Source organism: Sulfurimonas sp. (assembly GCF_028714975.1).
GTDB lineage: Bacteria > Campylobacterota > Campylobacteria > Campylobacterales > Sulfurimonadaceae > Sulfurimonas.
In genome coordinates this window covers 1-14,832 of the sequence record NZ_JAQTLH010000010.1, presented here as the reverse complement: position 1 = coordinate 14,832, position 14,832 = coordinate 1, and the positions used below count along the sequence as shown (strand labels likewise).

The window sequence follows — 14,832 nt, the reverse complement described above, 5'->3', positions numbered from 1 at the left end:
GTCTTTCCGTTTATTCAACAATTTCCGGGTTATCATCACCCAATTGTTGCGTGTATAAAATGGACGGATAGCGCAAACCGAAATATTCGTGTTTTTGCTTCTCGCCTATAGGATGATAGTTCATCTTATAGATTCTTAGTAATCTCAAAAAGCTTGCTTCTAGGGAACCGTAAGTGTATAGTATACCGAGTTTTACCATCTTGGCATACATAAATTTTTTAACTTCTTGTATGATAATCTTTGTCGTCATAATATTTCTATATTTAGCATCTACAAATATTCTTGACATCTCCCCGAGATTAGCTCTATCAAACATACTGTTATCAAATATCATACTGTTTTCTGTCGGATAACCAAGCGGTGAGTTATGTATAAGCCTCACCGTTGCACAAATGTTACTATCAGCGTCTAACGCAACAAAATGTACAGAATAAGGGTCATATTTATCATACTCTTTCTCATCTGAAAAACCGGATTTTTCAAGATATTCGGGATATATTTCTAAAAGTATTTTGTAGCGAAATGCAAACACCTTTTCCAACATGTCACTACCGTTAACTTCTAAAAATGTAAAGTTCATGCTGCATCTTTTTAAAAAATATTTATACCGAAATAACTAAGAAGACATAACCTCAATATATGTATTATATAAGGTTTGAAAATAAGTTAATGATATTAAAATAATAATTAATAGAAACTGAAATTAACATACAAATGCAGTGTAAAATCAACTCTTAAATATAAAGCTTTTTGCTTTAAAGAGCTGATTTTTTATTTTTAGAGGTTTTTTAAATAATTACTCATCAGACGCACACCTGCACCCGTTGCACCGTAAACATTACAATCCCACGGAGTTTCAGTGTAAGCGGTTCCTGCTATATCAAAGTGCATCCACTTGTTTTTGTTTTCATCTTTTATAAACTTATCCAAAAACAGACCCGCCGTAATCGCTCCGCCGTAAGGTTTTGAAGCCGTGTTGCTTATATCTGCGATTTCACTCTTTAGAAGTTTTTTAAGGTGTCTGTTAAACGGCAGTGAGCTTATCATCTCTCCAGAGTCGCTTCCTGCTCTTCCTATGTCATGTTTAAGCTTATGAGAGTGTCCCATCAAACCTGTCGTGTACTGCCCAAGAGCAATCATACATGCGCCCGTAAGCGTCGCAAAATCAAAGATATAGTCCGCTTTAACTTTGTCTTGCGCATAGTCAAGAACATCGGCTAAAACTAAACGACCCTCAGCATCTGTGTTTCTTATTTCTATAGTGGTTTTACTTCTTGAGACCAAAATATCATCAGGTTTATAGGCATTTCCGCCGACCATATTTTCAACCGCACCGATAAATGCGTGAACTTCAATATCAAGTTTTAACTCGCTTACCGCTTTTATGATTCCAAGCACTGCACATGCACCGGCTTTATCCATCTTCATAGTAACCATCGAAGTTGCGGCTTTTAGGCTTAATCCGCCGCTATCGTAAGTGAGACCTTTTCCGACAAGCGTAACCACTTTTTTAGGATTTGCAGGTTTGTAGCTTAGATGAATCAGCGTACTTCCGTGAACGGAAGCGCGACCGACTGCAAGCATCGCACCCATATTTTCTTTTGCCAAATCATCTTCTTGAAGTATGTTGCACTCTAAAGAGTTCTCATATGCCAACTTTTGAGCTACATGCGAAAGTGTTTGCGGATTGATCTCTTGCGGTGCTCTGTTTACAATGTCGCGAGTAAAATTTGTAGCATGGGCTACAACTAGCGCTTCATTAAAGATAGACTCTAAATTGCCGAAATCAATATCGTTTGATGTTAAAAGAACCTCTTTAAATTCACTCTTTTTCGGCTCTGATTTATACTCATTAAACTCATATCCGCCAAGAACGATTCCCTCAACCAACGCACCAATCGTTGATTTAGAGATTACTTCCATTTTTGCCGATGTGAAATTTGATGTCTTTAGAGTTTTTATTGCACATGCGCACGCACTTCTTAAATCATCACTTTTTTTACTCTCAACCCCACAAAAAAGCAACCCTTTTTCATATAAAAAACATGTAGTGTCTTGCTCTGCTTTAAATCCGGCTTTTTGTAAAATATCCGTATACTCACACTCTGTAAGTTCATCTTTTTTTAGAAAAACGACCGTTACATCTGATGAAACCTCGTATACTTCTTTGTTTATTAGTTTAATGTTCATTTTTTTACTCTCTGATTTTTTATTGTAAGTTTATCCAATAACTCTAAATTTTTTATATAGATTTTAATTAACTAAAATATTTTATTTTCAAATGCTTCTATAGCTTCATCTATCGTGTATATCTTAATACCACAATCATAAAACCTGCTATCACTTGTTACAAGTGCCATACAACTATTTTTCTTTGCACAAAGACACTGAAGTATATCTTCAAGGTCTAGATTGTTTTGGAGTGATATCTCTATAGCTTTTGAAATCACATCTTTACCGTAAGGTGAAATTATCCATTTATTCTGAATTGTATTTAAAAATTTCAATACTAATTTTTTATCTTTTTGTATATAAAACAGAGTGCTAAGCATATCCTCACTTATAACAATATCTATATCATTTAGTACAATTTTCTTTAGCAGTAAAGGTATTTTTGAGTTATTTTTTCTGTTGCTATCTATCATATCTAGCACGATATTTATATCTAAAAATATTTTATTCATGATAGTATTTAGCTCTTTTGCTTGCTTTAATCTCTTTGGATGTCATATCTTTTGTATCACCGTGGCACATGCCTACAAACTGCATAAGTTCATCTAACTCTTGCTGTTTTTCATTTGCTATTTTTTTTTCTAAAAGTTTTTTAAACTCCTCTGCATACTTAGGCGATATAAAAAGCCCTTTATATTCATGTGTTTTTTTATCTTCAACATCTACATAATCGTACTGATCTAGTATCTTGGAATTTCTTGCAAGTTCTCTCATACCAACAGTCATAGTCATCATAAACCCTTTGTTGTCTTTTAAGTCATTATACTACAAAATAAAATTGTTGTCAAAAAAAATAGTGAATTATGATTATAAAAAAAATGAGTTTAGAAGAGTTTAAATCACTAAGTGAATAAGCATAAAACTTATTCACTTAGCAATAATATAGTATAAAAAGAAAATTTAATTATGACTTTTGTTAGTCAAATTTTAAAATCTCTTTTGCCTGTATCATATCTTTATCGCCTCTGCCGGAGATGTTTACTATGATTAGTTTATCTTTTATATTTGGCATTTTTTTAAGGTACGCTACCGCATGTGCGCTCTCAAATGCTGGAATAATTCCCTCTTTTCGTGACAGCCATACAAATGCATCCAGCGCTTCTTGGTCTGTTGCATGGTCATAACTTACGGATTTGTTGTCGTGATGAAAGGCATGTTCAGGTCCTATTCCGGGATAGTCAAGCCCTGCAGAGATAGAGTGAGCTTCTAGTATCTGACCGTCTTCGTCTTGAAGCAGGTAGCTCATCTGACCGTGCAGTACGCCGGGGCGACCTTGATTTAGAGAACAGCCGTGTTCGCCGGAGCTTATGCCTTTTCCGCCTGCCTCTATGCCGATACACTCAACCTCTTTATCTTCTAAAAAGTGTTGAAACATTCCTATCGCATTGCTTCCGCCGCCGATACACGCTATAACATGATCCGGCAAACGAACCTCTTTTTCAAGTATCTGAGCTCTTGCTTCGTAACCGATAATAGCTTGAAAATCTCTTACCATCATCGGGTATGGATGAGGACCCGCAACGGTTCCGATAATGTAAAATGTATCTCTTGCATTTGTAACCCAGTGGCGAATTGCATCATTCATTGCATCTTTTAGTGTTTTGCTTCCGCTTTGAACAGAGTTTACTTTTGCACCGAGGAGCTTCATACGAAAAACATTTAACTCTTGACGGGCTACATCTTTTGCACCCATAAATATTTCGCATTCAAGACCTAACAACGCACAAATCGTAGCAGTTGCAACACCATGCTGTCCTGCACCAGTTTCAGCGATAATTTTTTTGTATCCGAGTCGCTTTGCCATAAGCCCTTGGGCTATAACATTGTTTACTTTGTGTGCGCCCGTATGGTTTAAATCTTCTCTTTTTAGGTAAATTTTCGCACCTAGTTCATCAGAGATATTTTTAGCATAGTAGAGCGGGGAAGGGCGACCTACATAATCTTTCAGATAGTAGTCGACTTCCGCCCAAAAATCTTTATCAAAGCGGATACTTTTATACTCCTCTTCAAGTTTTAAAAGTGCCGGCATCAATGTTTCAGGAACATATCTGCCGCCAAAAATTCCAAAATGACCGTTTTCATTCGGGTCAAATTTTGAAGCAGAAGGGATATACATTAGTTTACCTCTATCAAAGAGTAGACATTTGTCGTCTCTTTTAAATTTTTTTGTCCGTCTAAAAAGTTAAGAGCTACAACAAAACAAGCCTCTACACACGAAGCACCCGCTTGTTTTATAAGCCTTGCAGCCGCATTTGCAGTTCCGCCCGTAGCGATTAAGTCATCTATAAGAAGCACTCTCGCATTTTGAATTTTGCTAAAAGCATCGATATGAATCTCTACTTCATCTATGCCGTACTCAAGCGAATATTTTTCACTGATTGTCGTGTACGGTAGCTTCCCTTTTTTGCGAATAGGCACAAATCCGATTCCCAGCATTTGAGCAAGTGCGGCACCGAAAATAAACCCTCTGGCATCAATACCCGCAATATAATTTAAGTTATACCCTTTATATCTTTGATAAAGGTGGTTCATAAGCACGCCGTACGCTTCTGCATCGTTAAGAAGAGTCGTGATATCTTTAAATACGATTCCCGGTTTTGGAAAATCTTTTACATCTCTTATGGAGTTCTCTATAATTTTTCTTTCAGTATTACTAAGTGTCATATTATTATCCTTATATTAGAGCGTCTATACGACCCTCTAGTGCTTTGATTTTATTATTAAGACGATCCGTCTCTTGTCTATGTTTAGTATTTCTCTGTTTTAATGCCTTAAGCTCATTTCTTAATTTTGTTAACTCATCGCTTAAGATATCAACATTTCCAAGCGCTCTTTGAAGTTGAATTTGATACTTTCTGATAAGTATCTCTGCTTCTTGAAGAGTTAATTTCATCAAGTCATTGCTTCTTTGTTCTTTGTTTGTAATGCTTTTAAAGTAGAACATCTTAACAAATAAATAGATAGATACGATAGATAGTGTTGTTAAAAGTGACCATTCCCAAAACATAACTTTTCCTTTAACGAAATCAAGAGTTGATTTTTTCGATTTTTGCTACTCGCCCGGTGTGACGACCGCCGTCAAAACTACCTTCTATCCAAGCATCCAAGATAGATTCTGCTACGCCTTTTCCTACAACTCTCTCACCAAAACATAATACATTTGCATCGTTATGTCCGCGTGCAACAGTTGCAGTATAGGCATCATGGCAAAGTGCCGCACGAATCCCTGAGTGACGATTTGCAGCCATACTCATACCTATACCGGAGCCGCATATAAGGATACCTTGCGAACTTTTATCTGCTAAAACTGCCTCGCAAACCTTTATAGCATAATCGGGATAATCAACTCTATCTTTTGAAAACGGTCCTAAATCTATAACTTCATGACCTTTTTCTTTTAATAATTCAACCGTATAGTCTTTAAGATCTATTCCGGCGTGATCTGTTGCGATATAAAATTTCATTTTTCCCCTTTTTTTATGATATAAGCAGGTTTAGAATCATCTGCACCGGCATAAGTAATATATAATTTTTTAACGGCGTCATTAAAATTATTACAACTATAATTATTCCATATTTTTCATTTTTATAAAAGAACTCGGCAATGGAGTTGATTTTATACTTAAGCGATAGGTGTATAAGAAAATGCGCACCGTCAAACTGAGGAATCGGAAGTAAGTTAAAAACACCTAAAACAACATTTATGATAAGCATTTGAAACAGAAGAAGATAGGTAAAAACATAGAACAAACTATCAGTCGTATTCGGTTGACTCATGTAAACTATAGCAATTGAAGCAAACACGGCTAAAGTAAAGTTATAAACTACTCCAGCTAGGTCAACCTGCATTGCTCCGTTATAACCTGCATTTCTTGCTACGGTCGCCATGTTAATCGGCACAGGTTTAGCCCATCCGAATAAAAATCCGCTATCGGCTCCTAGCAGCATCGGCAAAAAATAAGTAGCAGCAGGAACGATAATAGTACCGACCAAATCTACATGCGAGATGGGATTTATAGTAAGTCTGCCTGCATTTTTAGCAGTTGTATCGCCGTACATATAAGCAACCCATCCATGCATAATTTCATGCCCGATGATAGCTATCGCCAAAGCAAGAACGGCAGCTAAGAGTTTGAGTAAATCAATAGATTCCATGATCATCTTTATCTGTTTTTATTCTCTCTGCTATGGCTTTTTTCAAATAAGAAGAGCCTTCTAGATCAGTCGGTGTTTTGCCGACTCTATCCCATCTGATTTCCCAGTTATCATCTATGCTAAAATAGATAAACCAAGGAGTTCCCTCAATATTTTCATAAGGAACGGCTCCCCAAAAACGGCTGTCGTTTGAATGGTCGCGATTGTCACCCATCATAAAGTAGTTGTCTTTATCAACTTTAATCGGAGCAAAATTAAAAATCGGCATAGGAAATTGACCGTTATCTACAATTTTATCATCATGATGAATACCGTGATGCTCTTTTTCATAAGGATTTTTTACCCATAGCTTACCGGCAAATGTGATAATTTCATACTCTTTAAAATTATTTTTTATATATTCGTCACCCTCGTTATGGTGTAGATAAAGATCTTTGTTAAGAAGAAAAAGTTCATCACCCGGAAGCGCTACGCATCTTTTAACAAAGTGTTGTTTCGTGTTTTGCGGATATCTAAATATTATAATATCGCCTCTTTTAGGTCTGTCCCCATCCATCAAGCGAAGTTTATCGCTCCACGGCATAATGGAAGTTTCTAAAAACGGAAGGTGCGGCATAGGGATACCGTATGCAAATTTTTTAGCAAAAAGATGATCTCCGATAAGCAGAGAGTCTTTCATCGAACCGCTGGGTATTCTAAAAGCCTGAGCAATAAAAAATATAACAAAAAGAACTATGATGATAGTTCCCGTCCATGAGTTTGAAAACTTATAAGTTTTGTGTAAAATCTCTTTCATCTAATCTCTTTCGTCCGCATGAGCTTTTGTTGCTTTTAAAGTATTGCTTAATAGCATAGAAATAGTCATAGGACCGACACCGCCGGGAACAGGGGTTATGTATGAGCATTTTTTACTAACTCTATCAAAGTCTACATCACCGACCAATTTGCCGTTATCAGCACGGTTTATACCGATATCAACGATTATAACACCCTCTTTAACCATATCTTCTTTGATTAGGTTTATAACACCCGCTCCGACAAAAATCATATCCGCATCTAAAGTGTGTTTTTTCAGATTATCCGTAAAAATATGACAAATTTCAACAGTAGCATTAGCATTTAAAAGCAGAGCCGCCATCGGTTTTCCGACTATGTTTGATGCTCCTACGACTACGCAGTTTTTGCCTTTTACATCAATATCGTACTCTTTTAAAAGTTCCATAACGCCAAGCGGAGTACATGGAACAAAACCGTCAAGTCCGGTTGCAAGTCTTCCTACATTGTACGGATGAAAGCCGTCTACATCTTTGCTCGGGTCTACAAGTTCGAGTATCTTTGTCGTATCTATTTGAGAAGGAAGCGGCAGTTGAATCAAAATACCGTCAATATTTGGGTTATTGTTCATCATCTTAATAGTATTTTCTATCGCTTCTTGAGAGATATCTTCCGGCATTTCATGTGTTACGGAGTAAAACCCGACTCTGTCACACGCTTTTTTCTTCATATTTACATAAGCGGCACTTGCCGGATCTTGACCGACCAAAACTACTGCCAATCCCGGAACTAAACCTGTTTTATTTTTTAGATTTTTTACTTCATTTGCTACATTCGCTTCTATTTTTGCAGAGAGTGCTTTACCATCAAGAAGTTGCATTTAAACCTCATAATATTATTTTTTTGTTATTATACACTTATATATTAAAGGATGGCTTTATGAGAGATGTATTACTATTGTTGTTGCCTATTTCTCTCTTTGCCCAAGCTAGTTTTATCACTCCGATGGAGTATGCTTCATCACTTTATAAAAATCCAAGAGGAATAGGGTGTCAAAATTGTCACGGCGTTTTTGGAGAGGGTAGAGTCGTAGCCAGATACGAACATAAAAATGAAAAAAAAAGTTTTAGCGGTCCCGAGATAAACAGTATGAACTTTAATGATTTTTTTACAGCACTCAATGTCAGAAAAAATGGTATGCCTAGATACTTCTTAACACAAAAAGAGATTCAAGCGCTATACTTCTATGTACAAGAAAAAAAGAAGGAGAATACTCCAAATGCTAAGTAATTTAGAACAAATAAAAAGTGCCTATGAAAATAGAGATTTAGCTGCACTTGATGCATTGGCAAATCCGACATACAGAATGGTAAATCCTAGAAAAGATTTTCGTTCAGCTTTAATGCTTTCATGCAACAATTTAGACCATTTGACAAAAATAGATAAAGTAGAGGCTGATTGCATTATTTTAAATCTTGAAGATGGAGTAAGCAAAGAAGATAAGCCGTTTGGACTTGTTTTATGTGCTATATTTTTGTCATATCATAAAAAATGCGATAAAAAACTGGTAGTTCGCGTAAATGCACTTGATGAGGGCGGATATGAAGAGATTACCTACCTAAATCAATTTATGCCCGATGCAATCAGAATTCCAAAAATTAGAAATGCAAAGGAGATAGAATCAGTTTATGAGCTCTTAGATGAAAAAACAGAACTGCATCTATCGATAGAAACAAACGACGCTTGGAGCAATTTGGCGTCACTTAAAATTAACAAAAGAGTTACTACATTTTATCTTGGTATTTTAGATCTTTTTGCAGATATGAAACTCCCGCAAAGCCTGATTGCTATAGAAAATCCGGCCGTTACATATATCTTGTCACACTTTTTGGTTGCATGCAAAACTATCGGTGTAAAACCCGTCTCTTTTGTATATCAGGAGTTTAAGAATTTAGATATGTTTGAAAAGTGGATATCTTTAGAAAAAGCTATGGGATATGATGCAAAAGGGTGCATCTCCCCAGCGCAAGCCGTGCTTGTAAATAAAAAATTTGTCGATGAAGCAAAAGAAATAGAAAGAGCAAAAAATATAATCAAGCTCTTTGAACTCTACAAAGAGCAGGGCATTACAGGTTTTGAGGATGACGAGTTTGGTTTTATTGACGAGCCGATTTATAAAGGAGCACTAACTATGCTCACTAAATCTAATGTCTAGCCAAATTATAAAAGACATTATATCTTACTAGTATCTTTTCACTAGGTCGCGGGTATCTGCTGTAAGCGTACTCTATAGTCTCTTTTGTTGTATCGTCAAGTACATAATATCCGCTATTTTTAAGAAATTTGAAGTCCGTCATATCTCCGTTTGGATGAAGATAAAACTCTACGATATTTACCCTGTTTACATTAAGATCTCTTGTAAGATTTACGCTTGCAACCCTGTTTAAGACCTCTTGAGTAATTCTTCTCATAATTTCTTGATTGTCAATCAAATATTTTTGTTGCCCCGGTGTCAGCTTGCCAAACTCATCTCCGTAAAGCTCTTTTAAATCTGAATTTACGCTGCTTCCGCTGATTTTTTTGCTATTCTCTTTTTTAGCTTCTTGTTCCGATTTATCTTCATACATCCAGTCAAGAGTATCGCTTTTGCTCTTTTTCTCTTTGGGCGGTAACTTTACATACGGCTCACTCGGCGGGATAGACTCAATCTTAGGTTTAGATGTCGTCTCCTGAGGTATTATTTGAGATTTTTCAAGCTTATCTTGCTCTTTTTTAACACTTTTTTCCTCTTGGATTTTTTTAGGCTCATATTTTACCGGTGCTCTTTTTATAGGTTCTACAATCTTTGTAAGTTGATTTCCTTTTGGCATAAGAGGTGCCATCTCTTGAGGTTTTTCTATAAGTTCCTCTTTTTCATTAATATCTTTAACTTTTTTAGGCATCTCTTTAAGTGAAACTTTGATTTTATTCTCTTTAGGTTTTTCAGGTTTTTTAAACTCCGGCATAACGGTTCCGAGAAACCAAAATAGGAGTAAAAATAAAAGATGGATTAAAAGTGCAACAAATAGAGCAAAATATGAGCGATTCAAGCGATTCCGTTTACTTATAAAATTTTGGGGAATTATAACCAATGTAGATTAATACTACTTTGCTATAATCACATAAAAAAATTAAGGTCATTTTATGAGCATAGATAATTCATTAAAAGCTTTTAAGCAAGCGCAAAATTTAATCCCGGGAGGAGTAAACTCTCCGGTTAGAGCATTTAAAAGCGTAGGCGGAACGCCTATATTCATTGCAGAGGGCAACGGAGCATATTTAACGGACATCGACGGCAACAAATATGTAGACTATGTACAAAGTTGGGGTCCGCTGCTTTTTGGACACAGAGACGAATCGATTGAGAGTGCAGTAATAGAAGCCGTAAAACACGGTCTAAGTTTCGGTGCACCGACGCAAGCCGAGAGTGATTTAGCCGAACTTGTTATCTCTATGTTTGACTCAATTGATAAAATAAGATTTGTAAGCAGCGGAACGGAAGCTGTAATGAGCGCAATCCGTCTTGCTCGCGGATATACAAACCGTGATGACATCGTAAAATTTACGGGGTGTTATCACGGGCATAGCGATTCGCTTTTGGTTCAAGCAGGAAGCGGAGCCGCAACTTTTGGAAATCCAAGCTCGCCAGGTGTTCCTGCCGACTTTACAAAACACACTCTTTTGGCAGAGTATAATAACATCGAGAGCGTAAAGAAGTGTTTTGCAGACTCTAAAAACATTGCATGTGTCATTATAGAGCCTATTGCAGGCAATATGGGGCTTGTTCCGGCTGATAAAGAGTTTTTGCATGAGTTAAGAGAGCTATGCGATGCAAACGGTGCACTGCTCATCTTTGATGAAGTTATGAGCGGTTTTCGTGCAACCGTTCACGGTGCAGAATCAATTACGGGAGTCAAACCGGACATCGTAACGCTTGGAAAAGTTATCGGCGGCGGAATGCCTGTTGGTGCTTTTGGTGCAAGAGCGGACATTATGGCAAAACTCTCGCCTGAAGGTCCGGTATATCAAGCGGGCACGCTAAGCGGTAACCCAGTCGCTATGGCAGCAGGACTCGCGGCAATATCTAAACTAAAGAAAAATGCACAAGTTATATCGGTTTTAAACGGGCGCGCTAAAAGATTGGTCGAGGGGATGCAAAAAGAGGCATCTGCTTGCGGGATAACTATGCAGATAGATACAAGAGGAAGTATGTTTGGCTTTTTCTTTAACGACAAACCGGTTAAAAACTTTGCCGATGCCTGCAACTCGGACGCGGAGCTGTTTGCAAAATTTCACTCTATGATGTTAAAAGAGGGCTTTTACTTTGCCTGTTCACTTTATGAAACTGGCTTTATTTCAACTGCCGTTACGGATGAGATGATTGAAGATACAATAACTGCAAGTGCCAGAGTTTTTAAAGCTATAACAGATGCAAAATAAAGAACAGCAGGAGCAAAAAGCTCCAAGAATAAAGCCTATCATTGAAGCGGCGGACAGCCTATCGTTAGGAATTTCTATAGTCGTAGCAGTTCTTATGGGTGTGGGAATCGGTTTATTGATAAAAAATATTACAGAAACTCCTTGGACACTATGGATAGGAGTTTTTATAGGTGTTGCAGCAGCCATACTCAATGTTTACAAAGCTTATGCAAAACAGTATAAAGATTATGAAGAGTTGGCAAAAGAGCCTCGTTATGCGATTAAAAAACAACTTCAAGATGATGAAGATGATGATGACGATAACAAAAAAAACTATTAAACTTATAGTTGTAGCAGAAATTTTTATTCTGCTCACATATCTCATCTCTTTTAAATTTTTTATAAATCTACAAATAGCATTTTTAAGTAGTTTTATTATAATACTAGGTTCGATGTACGCTTATCAAAGAATGGTTAAAAGTGAGATTAATACACAAAATATAGATGAAAAAAGAGATTTTTACGATGAGCTAGAAGACCCGCATGAACTTTATGATGAAACTCCTATAAATGAAACTCCTGCAGAGGAGCTTGATTTAAAGACAATAGTTAATGAAGAGAAGAAAAAGATAAAAATTTTTAATTTTGGGGATGTTAAAAAAAGCGCCAAGGCAGGTGTTTCACTATTTAGGCTCATCCCGTATCTATTTTTGATTTTGGGTTTTATTGCACTTAAAAACAATGAACTTCTGGATATACCTATCTATTTTCCGTCTCTTCTTATCGGCATAATAATAGGTTATATAATTTCAAAAGATTTAGTTGAAGATTCTGATTAAACATAGAGAGTATTTGGCTTAAATAATAAACTCAAGAGGTAATCATAGGAATATTCATGGTTATCTTTTTTTGAAAATCTATATAGAAATTCTTATCGGCAGCAAATACTTTCAACTCATTAACTTTTTCTTCATTGACATTTTGCGAACTAACTTCAATAGAAAAGATACTATATTTTTTCTCCTCAAATTTTATATGTTCACCGACTCTATAAAATATTTTAGTCACTATTTTTTCATTATTTTCATAACATGCGTACATTTTATTTAGTGCTTTTATGAAATTATTTGAATCTATCATAATTTCAGGAATTGTCGGGTCAAAATCTTTTTCAAAGATAATTTTTGAGTTTATTGAATAAGTTGAAATACATAAATCAACCAGCGTATAAATATTTGTTAATTCGCCGATTAGTTTTGGCTTGGTAAGTTTAAAAGAGGGGGCTTGGTAGAGCTTGATTCCGATAGCTTCATCATTTTCGTAGCCTACCGTAATCGCAAAAAATCTGTATCGTCCGAAATTTAATTCCAAAAATGTTGTTTTAAAACCAAATGATACATTTGCATAGGTAGTCGCAAGATTAAAAAGCTCTTCCATGGTAACTGAGCCGAGCAAAAATTGTGCTTCTGAGTTGAGTGATATAATTTTTCCACTTGAACTAAATAACACAAAAGGGTTATAATCATATTCTATCCACTGTTGCTCAAAAGTCATTTTTTGCTGCTTACTCTTCTATGTAATTTTTAAGTTTTCTTCCAACTTTAGGGTGTTTTAGCTTTTTAATAGCGCTAGATTCTATTTGACGAACTCTCTCACGCGTAACATTAAGCTCTTTTCCTATCTCTTCAAGCGTTCTATCGCTCTCATCGTCCATAATTCCAAAACGAAGTTTAATAACCGCTTTTTCTCTCTCGTTTAACTGTTCTAAAACGCTTTCTATTTGAACTCTTAAATCATCTTTTAATATAGCGTCAGACGGTGAAAGCGACGTTTTATCTTCGATAAAATCACCGAATCTTCCATCATCTTCACTACCTATCGGAGCTTCAAGGCTTATAGGCTCTTTAGTGATTTTGATAACATTTTTAACTTTTTCAACCGATAAACCGACCTCTAGTGCGATAACTTCAACATCAGGCTCTTTACCGTGTTCTTGTAAATGTTTACGCATAATTTTATTTATACGATTAATAGTTTCTATCATGTGAATCGGTATACGAATCGTTCTTGCTTGGTCGGCTATGGCACGAGATATAGCTTGGCGAATCCACCATGTAGCATATGTTGAAAATTTATAACCTTTTTGGTATTCAAACTTATCAACCGCTTTCATAAGACCGATGTTGCCCTCTTGAATAAGATCAAGGAAAGGAAGTCCTCTGTTTGTATATCTTTTTGCGATTGAGACGACAAGTCTTAGATTTGATTTTGCCATTCTTGTTTTTGAAACTTCAGATATATTTTTTCCGCGTTTAATTTGTTCTAAAATATCTGCTAGCTTTTCGGGTTCCATGCTAAAACTATTTTTTGAAGCCTCTTTTGTTTGAACAAGTTTTTTAATTTCCATATATGTACTAACCATAGTAGCTTCAGGAACCATACTCGCAATATCTTCTTTAGTTAAAACACAAATTTTATCGACTAAAACTTTGTGATTTGCTTTTAGCGTTGCATTAAAGAGCGGAAGTTTATACTCCAATCTTTTTAACTCTTTATCATACCCTTCATCACTTTTAAGTGCGGTTTCCATCGCTTTTACAAGTTCGTTGATTAGTTTTGAGGTTGGTCCCAGATCCAATAAACTCTCTTTTAGGATTTTCTTTTTATATGTTAATGTTAGAAAATATAAAACAGTATCAAGATTGGGTTCCTCGTTTACATCTTCTGGTACTTTTTCAACAAGCTTTACCCACTCTTTTTTTGCTTTTTCCAGTGCTTTAAAACTAACCGTTACTTTTTCAACTCTTGTTTTATCTTTTGCGGTTAATGTTTTTTCAACTTCAACACCTTCTTCATCTTCATTCTCTTCGTCTTCATTTACATCTAGATCGTCGCTATCCTCTTTTTCATCTTCAAAACTTTTAAATAACTCTTTAACTCTTCTCTCACGGTTAATAAGAGGTTCTTTATAGTCTAAAATAAAATCGATCAAATATGGAACGGAACATATAGCATCTATAATTATGCTCTCTCCGTTTTCAATCTTTTTAGAGATCTCTATCTCCTCTTCTTTTGTTAGAAGCGGGATTTGTCCCATTTCACGAAGATACATACGAACAGGAGAATCAGATCTAGACCACTCTAGGAGTTCATGCTCTTTTAATATATCAAAATTATCAGTTTCGTTATTTTCTATCATCTTTCTTTGAGCGC

The 14,832-nt window shown here is 35.9% G+C and carries 19 protein-coding genes; 5 read left to right on the top strand and 14 right to left on the bottom strand.

Features of this window, described 5'->3' with window-relative positions:
• Positions 1-10 precede the first annotated feature (10 nt).
• The 11 genes from PHQ93_RS09050 to folD all read right to left on the bottom strand — a co-directional run bounded on the left by PHQ93_RS09050 (position 11) and on the right by folD (position 8,041).
• Positions 11-580: a GNAT family N-acyltransferase gene (locus tag PHQ93_RS09050; protein WP_299943360.1), complete on the bottom strand. Its 570-nt coding sequence runs from the start codon at positions 578-580 to the stop codon at positions 11-13.
• A 197-nt stretch (positions 581-777) separates the two neighbouring features.
• A complete protein-coding gene (locus PHQ93_RS09045) occupies positions 778-2,190 on the bottom strand; it encodes a leucyl aminopeptidase (RefSeq protein WP_299943357.1) in 1,413 nt (470 codons plus the stop codon).
• A 71-nt stretch (positions 2,191-2,261) separates the two neighbouring features.
• The gene (locus PHQ93_RS09040; protein ID WP_299943354.1) at positions 2,262-2,684 is read right to left on the bottom strand and encodes a PIN domain-containing protein; all 423 of its coding nucleotides are present in this window, start codon (positions 2,682-2,684) and stop codon (positions 2,262-2,264) included.
• The gene (locus PHQ93_RS09035) at positions 2,677-2,964 is read right to left on the bottom strand and encodes a hypothetical protein (RefSeq protein ID WP_299943352.1); all 288 of its coding nucleotides are present in this window, start codon (positions 2,962-2,964) and stop codon (positions 2,677-2,679) included. The genes PHQ93_RS09040 and PHQ93_RS09035 overlap by 8 nt, the downstream gene beginning before the upstream one ends.
• A 184-nt stretch (positions 2,965-3,148) precedes the next feature.
• The gene (gene trpB / locus PHQ93_RS09030) at positions 3,149-4,348 is read right to left on the bottom strand and encodes a tryptophan synthase subunit beta (protein ID WP_299943349.1); all 1,200 of its coding nucleotides are present in this window, start codon (positions 4,346-4,348) and stop codon (positions 3,149-3,151) included.
• Entirely contained in the window at positions 4,348-4,896 is a 549-nt protein-coding gene (locus PHQ93_RS09025; RefSeq protein WP_299943346.1) for an adenine phosphoribosyltransferase, read from the bottom strand. The genes trpB and PHQ93_RS09025 overlap by 1 nt, the downstream gene beginning before the upstream one ends.
• A gap of 10 nt (positions 4,897-4,906) precedes the next feature.
• A complete protein-coding gene (locus PHQ93_RS09020; RefSeq protein ID WP_299943343.1) occupies positions 4,907-5,239 on the bottom strand; it encodes a hypothetical protein in 333 nt (110 codons plus the stop codon).
• Positions 5,240-5,258: 19 nt separating this feature from the next.
• Complete coding sequence (gene rpiB / locus PHQ93_RS09015) at positions 5,259-5,696, bottom strand: ribose 5-phosphate isomerase B (protein WP_299943340.1); 438 nt, start codon at positions 5,694-5,696, stop codon at positions 5,259-5,261.
• A gap of 13 nt (positions 5,697-5,709) precedes the next feature.
• Positions 5,710-6,387: a site-2 protease family protein gene (locus PHQ93_RS09010; protein WP_299943337.1), complete on the bottom strand. Its 678-nt coding sequence runs from the start codon at positions 6,385-6,387 to the stop codon at positions 5,710-5,712.
• The gene (gene lepB, locus PHQ93_RS09005; RefSeq protein ID WP_299943334.1) at positions 6,374-7,183 is read right to left on the bottom strand and encodes a signal peptidase I; all 810 of its coding nucleotides are present in this window, start codon (positions 7,181-7,183) and stop codon (positions 6,374-6,376) included. Before lepB ends, PHQ93_RS09010 begins: the two co-directional genes overlap by 14 nt.
• Complete coding sequence (gene folD, locus PHQ93_RS09000) at positions 7,184-8,041, bottom strand: bifunctional methylenetetrahydrofolate dehydrogenase/methenyltetrahydrofolate cyclohydrolase FolD (RefSeq protein ID WP_299943331.1); 858 nt, start codon at positions 8,039-8,041, stop codon at positions 7,184-7,186. It abuts the gene before it with no gap.
• Between the two features lie 59 nt (positions 8,042-8,100).
• Here folD and PHQ93_RS08995 point away from each other — a divergent pair, with 59 nt between their 5' ends.
• Both PHQ93_RS08995 and PHQ93_RS08990 read left to right on the top strand, forming a co-directional pair.
• Positions 8,101-8,451, top strand: coding sequence for a c-type cytochrome (locus PHQ93_RS08995; RefSeq protein WP_299943328.1), 351 nt, complete (start codon positions 8,101-8,103; stop codon positions 8,449-8,451).
• The gene (locus PHQ93_RS08990; protein WP_299943324.1) at positions 8,441-9,376 is read left to right on the top strand and encodes an aldolase/citrate lyase family protein; all 936 of its coding nucleotides are present in this window, start codon (positions 8,441-8,443) and stop codon (positions 9,374-9,376) included. The genes PHQ93_RS08995 and PHQ93_RS08990 overlap by 11 nt, the downstream gene beginning before the upstream one ends.
• On the opposite strand, the gene PHQ93_RS08985 is transcribed toward PHQ93_RS08990, so the two are convergent.
• Complete coding sequence (locus tag PHQ93_RS08985; RefSeq protein WP_299943321.1) at positions 9,366-10,250, bottom strand: energy transducer TonB; 885 nt, start codon at positions 10,248-10,250, stop codon at positions 9,366-9,368. The two genes, PHQ93_RS08990 and PHQ93_RS08985, sit on opposite strands and share 11 nt — an antisense overlap.
• Before the next feature lie 94 nt (positions 10,251-10,344).
• Here PHQ93_RS08985 and hemL point away from each other — a divergent pair, with 94 nt between their 5' ends.
• From hemL to PHQ93_RS08970, 3 genes are read left to right on the top strand one after another with little or no spacing between them, the layout of a single operon-like run.
• Positions 10,345-11,640: a glutamate-1-semialdehyde 2,1-aminomutase gene (gene hemL / locus PHQ93_RS08980; RefSeq protein WP_299943318.1), complete on the top strand. Its 1,296-nt coding sequence runs from the start codon at positions 10,345-10,347 to the stop codon at positions 11,638-11,640.
• Positions 11,630-11,959, top strand: a complete 330-nt coding sequence (locus PHQ93_RS08975) for an AtpZ/AtpI family protein (protein WP_299943315.1) — start codon at positions 11,630-11,632, stop codon at positions 11,957-11,959. The genes hemL and PHQ93_RS08975 overlap by 11 nt, the downstream gene beginning before the upstream one ends.
• The gene (locus tag PHQ93_RS08970; RefSeq protein ID WP_299943312.1) at positions 11,895-12,458 is read left to right on the top strand and encodes a hypothetical protein; all 564 of its coding nucleotides are present in this window, start codon (positions 11,895-11,897) and stop codon (positions 12,456-12,458) included. The genes PHQ93_RS08975 and PHQ93_RS08970 overlap by 65 nt, the downstream gene beginning before the upstream one ends.
• A 31-nt stretch (positions 12,459-12,489) precedes the next feature.
• Here PHQ93_RS08970 and PHQ93_RS08965 read toward each other — a convergent pair whose 3' ends face one another.
• Both PHQ93_RS08965 and rpoD read right to left on the bottom strand, forming a co-directional pair.
• A complete protein-coding gene (locus tag PHQ93_RS08965; protein ID WP_299943309.1) occupies positions 12,490-13,173 on the bottom strand; it encodes a hypothetical protein in 684 nt (227 codons plus the stop codon).
• 10 nt (positions 13,174-13,183) lie between these two features.
• On the bottom strand, positions 13,184-14,832 hold a 1,649-nt coding region (rpoD, locus tag PHQ93_RS08960), incomplete at its 5' end, for an RNA polymerase sigma factor RpoD (RefSeq protein ID WP_299943306.1).

Coding starts and splice junctions, on each gene's coding strand:
- PHQ93_RS09050 (WP_299943360.1), bottom strand. CDS start 580: ATGAACTTTACATTTTTAGAAGTTAACGGTAGTGACATGTTGGAAAAG.
- PHQ93_RS09045 (WP_299943357.1), bottom strand. CDS start 2,190: ATGAACATTAAACTAATAAACAAAGAAGTATACGAGGTTTCATCAGAT.
- PHQ93_RS09040 (WP_299943354.1), bottom strand. CDS start 2,684: ATGAATAAAATATTTTTAGATATAAATATCGTGCTAGATATGATAGAT.
- PHQ93_RS09035 (WP_299943352.1), bottom strand. CDS start 2,964: ATGACTATGACTGTTGGTATGAGAGAACTTGCAAGAAATTCCAAGATA.
- trpB (WP_299943349.1), bottom strand. CDS start 4,348: ATGTATATCCCTTCTGCTTCAAAATTTGACCCGAATGAAAACGGTCAT.
- PHQ93_RS09025 (WP_299943346.1), bottom strand. CDS start 4,896: ATGACACTTAGTAATACTGAAAGAAAAATTATAGAGAACTCCATAAGA.
- PHQ93_RS09020 (WP_299943343.1), bottom strand. CDS start 5,239: ATGTTTTGGGAATGGTCACTTTTAACAACACTATCTATCGTATCTATC.
- rpiB (WP_299943340.1), bottom strand. CDS start 5,696: ATGAAATTTTATATCGCAACAGATCACGCCGGAATAGATCTTAAAGAC.
- PHQ93_RS09010 (WP_299943337.1), bottom strand. CDS start 6,387: ATGGAATCTATTGATTTACTCAAACTCTTAGCTGCCGTTCTTGCTTTG.
- lepB (WP_299943334.1), bottom strand. CDS start 7,183: ATGAAAGAGATTTTACACAAAACTTATAAGTTTTCAAACTCATGGACG.
- folD (WP_299943331.1), bottom strand. CDS start 8,041: ATGCAACTTCTTGATGGTAAAGCACTCTCTGCAAAAATAGAAGCGAAT.
- PHQ93_RS08995 (WP_299943328.1), top strand. CDS start 8,101: ATGAGAGATGTATTACTATTGTTGTTGCCTATTTCTCTCTTTGCCCAA.
- PHQ93_RS08990 (WP_299943324.1), top strand. CDS start 8,441: ATGCTAAGTAATTTAGAACAAATAAAAAGTGCCTATGAAAATAGAGAT.
- hemL (WP_299943318.1), top strand. CDS start 10,345: ATGAGCATAGATAATTCATTAAAAGCTTTTAAGCAAGCGCAAAATTTA.
- PHQ93_RS08975 (WP_299943315.1), top strand. CDS start 11,630: ATGCAAAATAAAGAACAGCAGGAGCAAAAAGCTCCAAGAATAAAGCCT.
- PHQ93_RS08970 (WP_299943312.1), top strand. CDS start 11,895: ATGCGATTAAAAAACAACTTCAAGATGATGAAGATGATGATGACGATA.
- PHQ93_RS08965 (WP_299943309.1), bottom strand. CDS start 13,173: ATGACTTTTGAGCAACAGTGGATAGAATATGATTATAACCCTTTTGTG.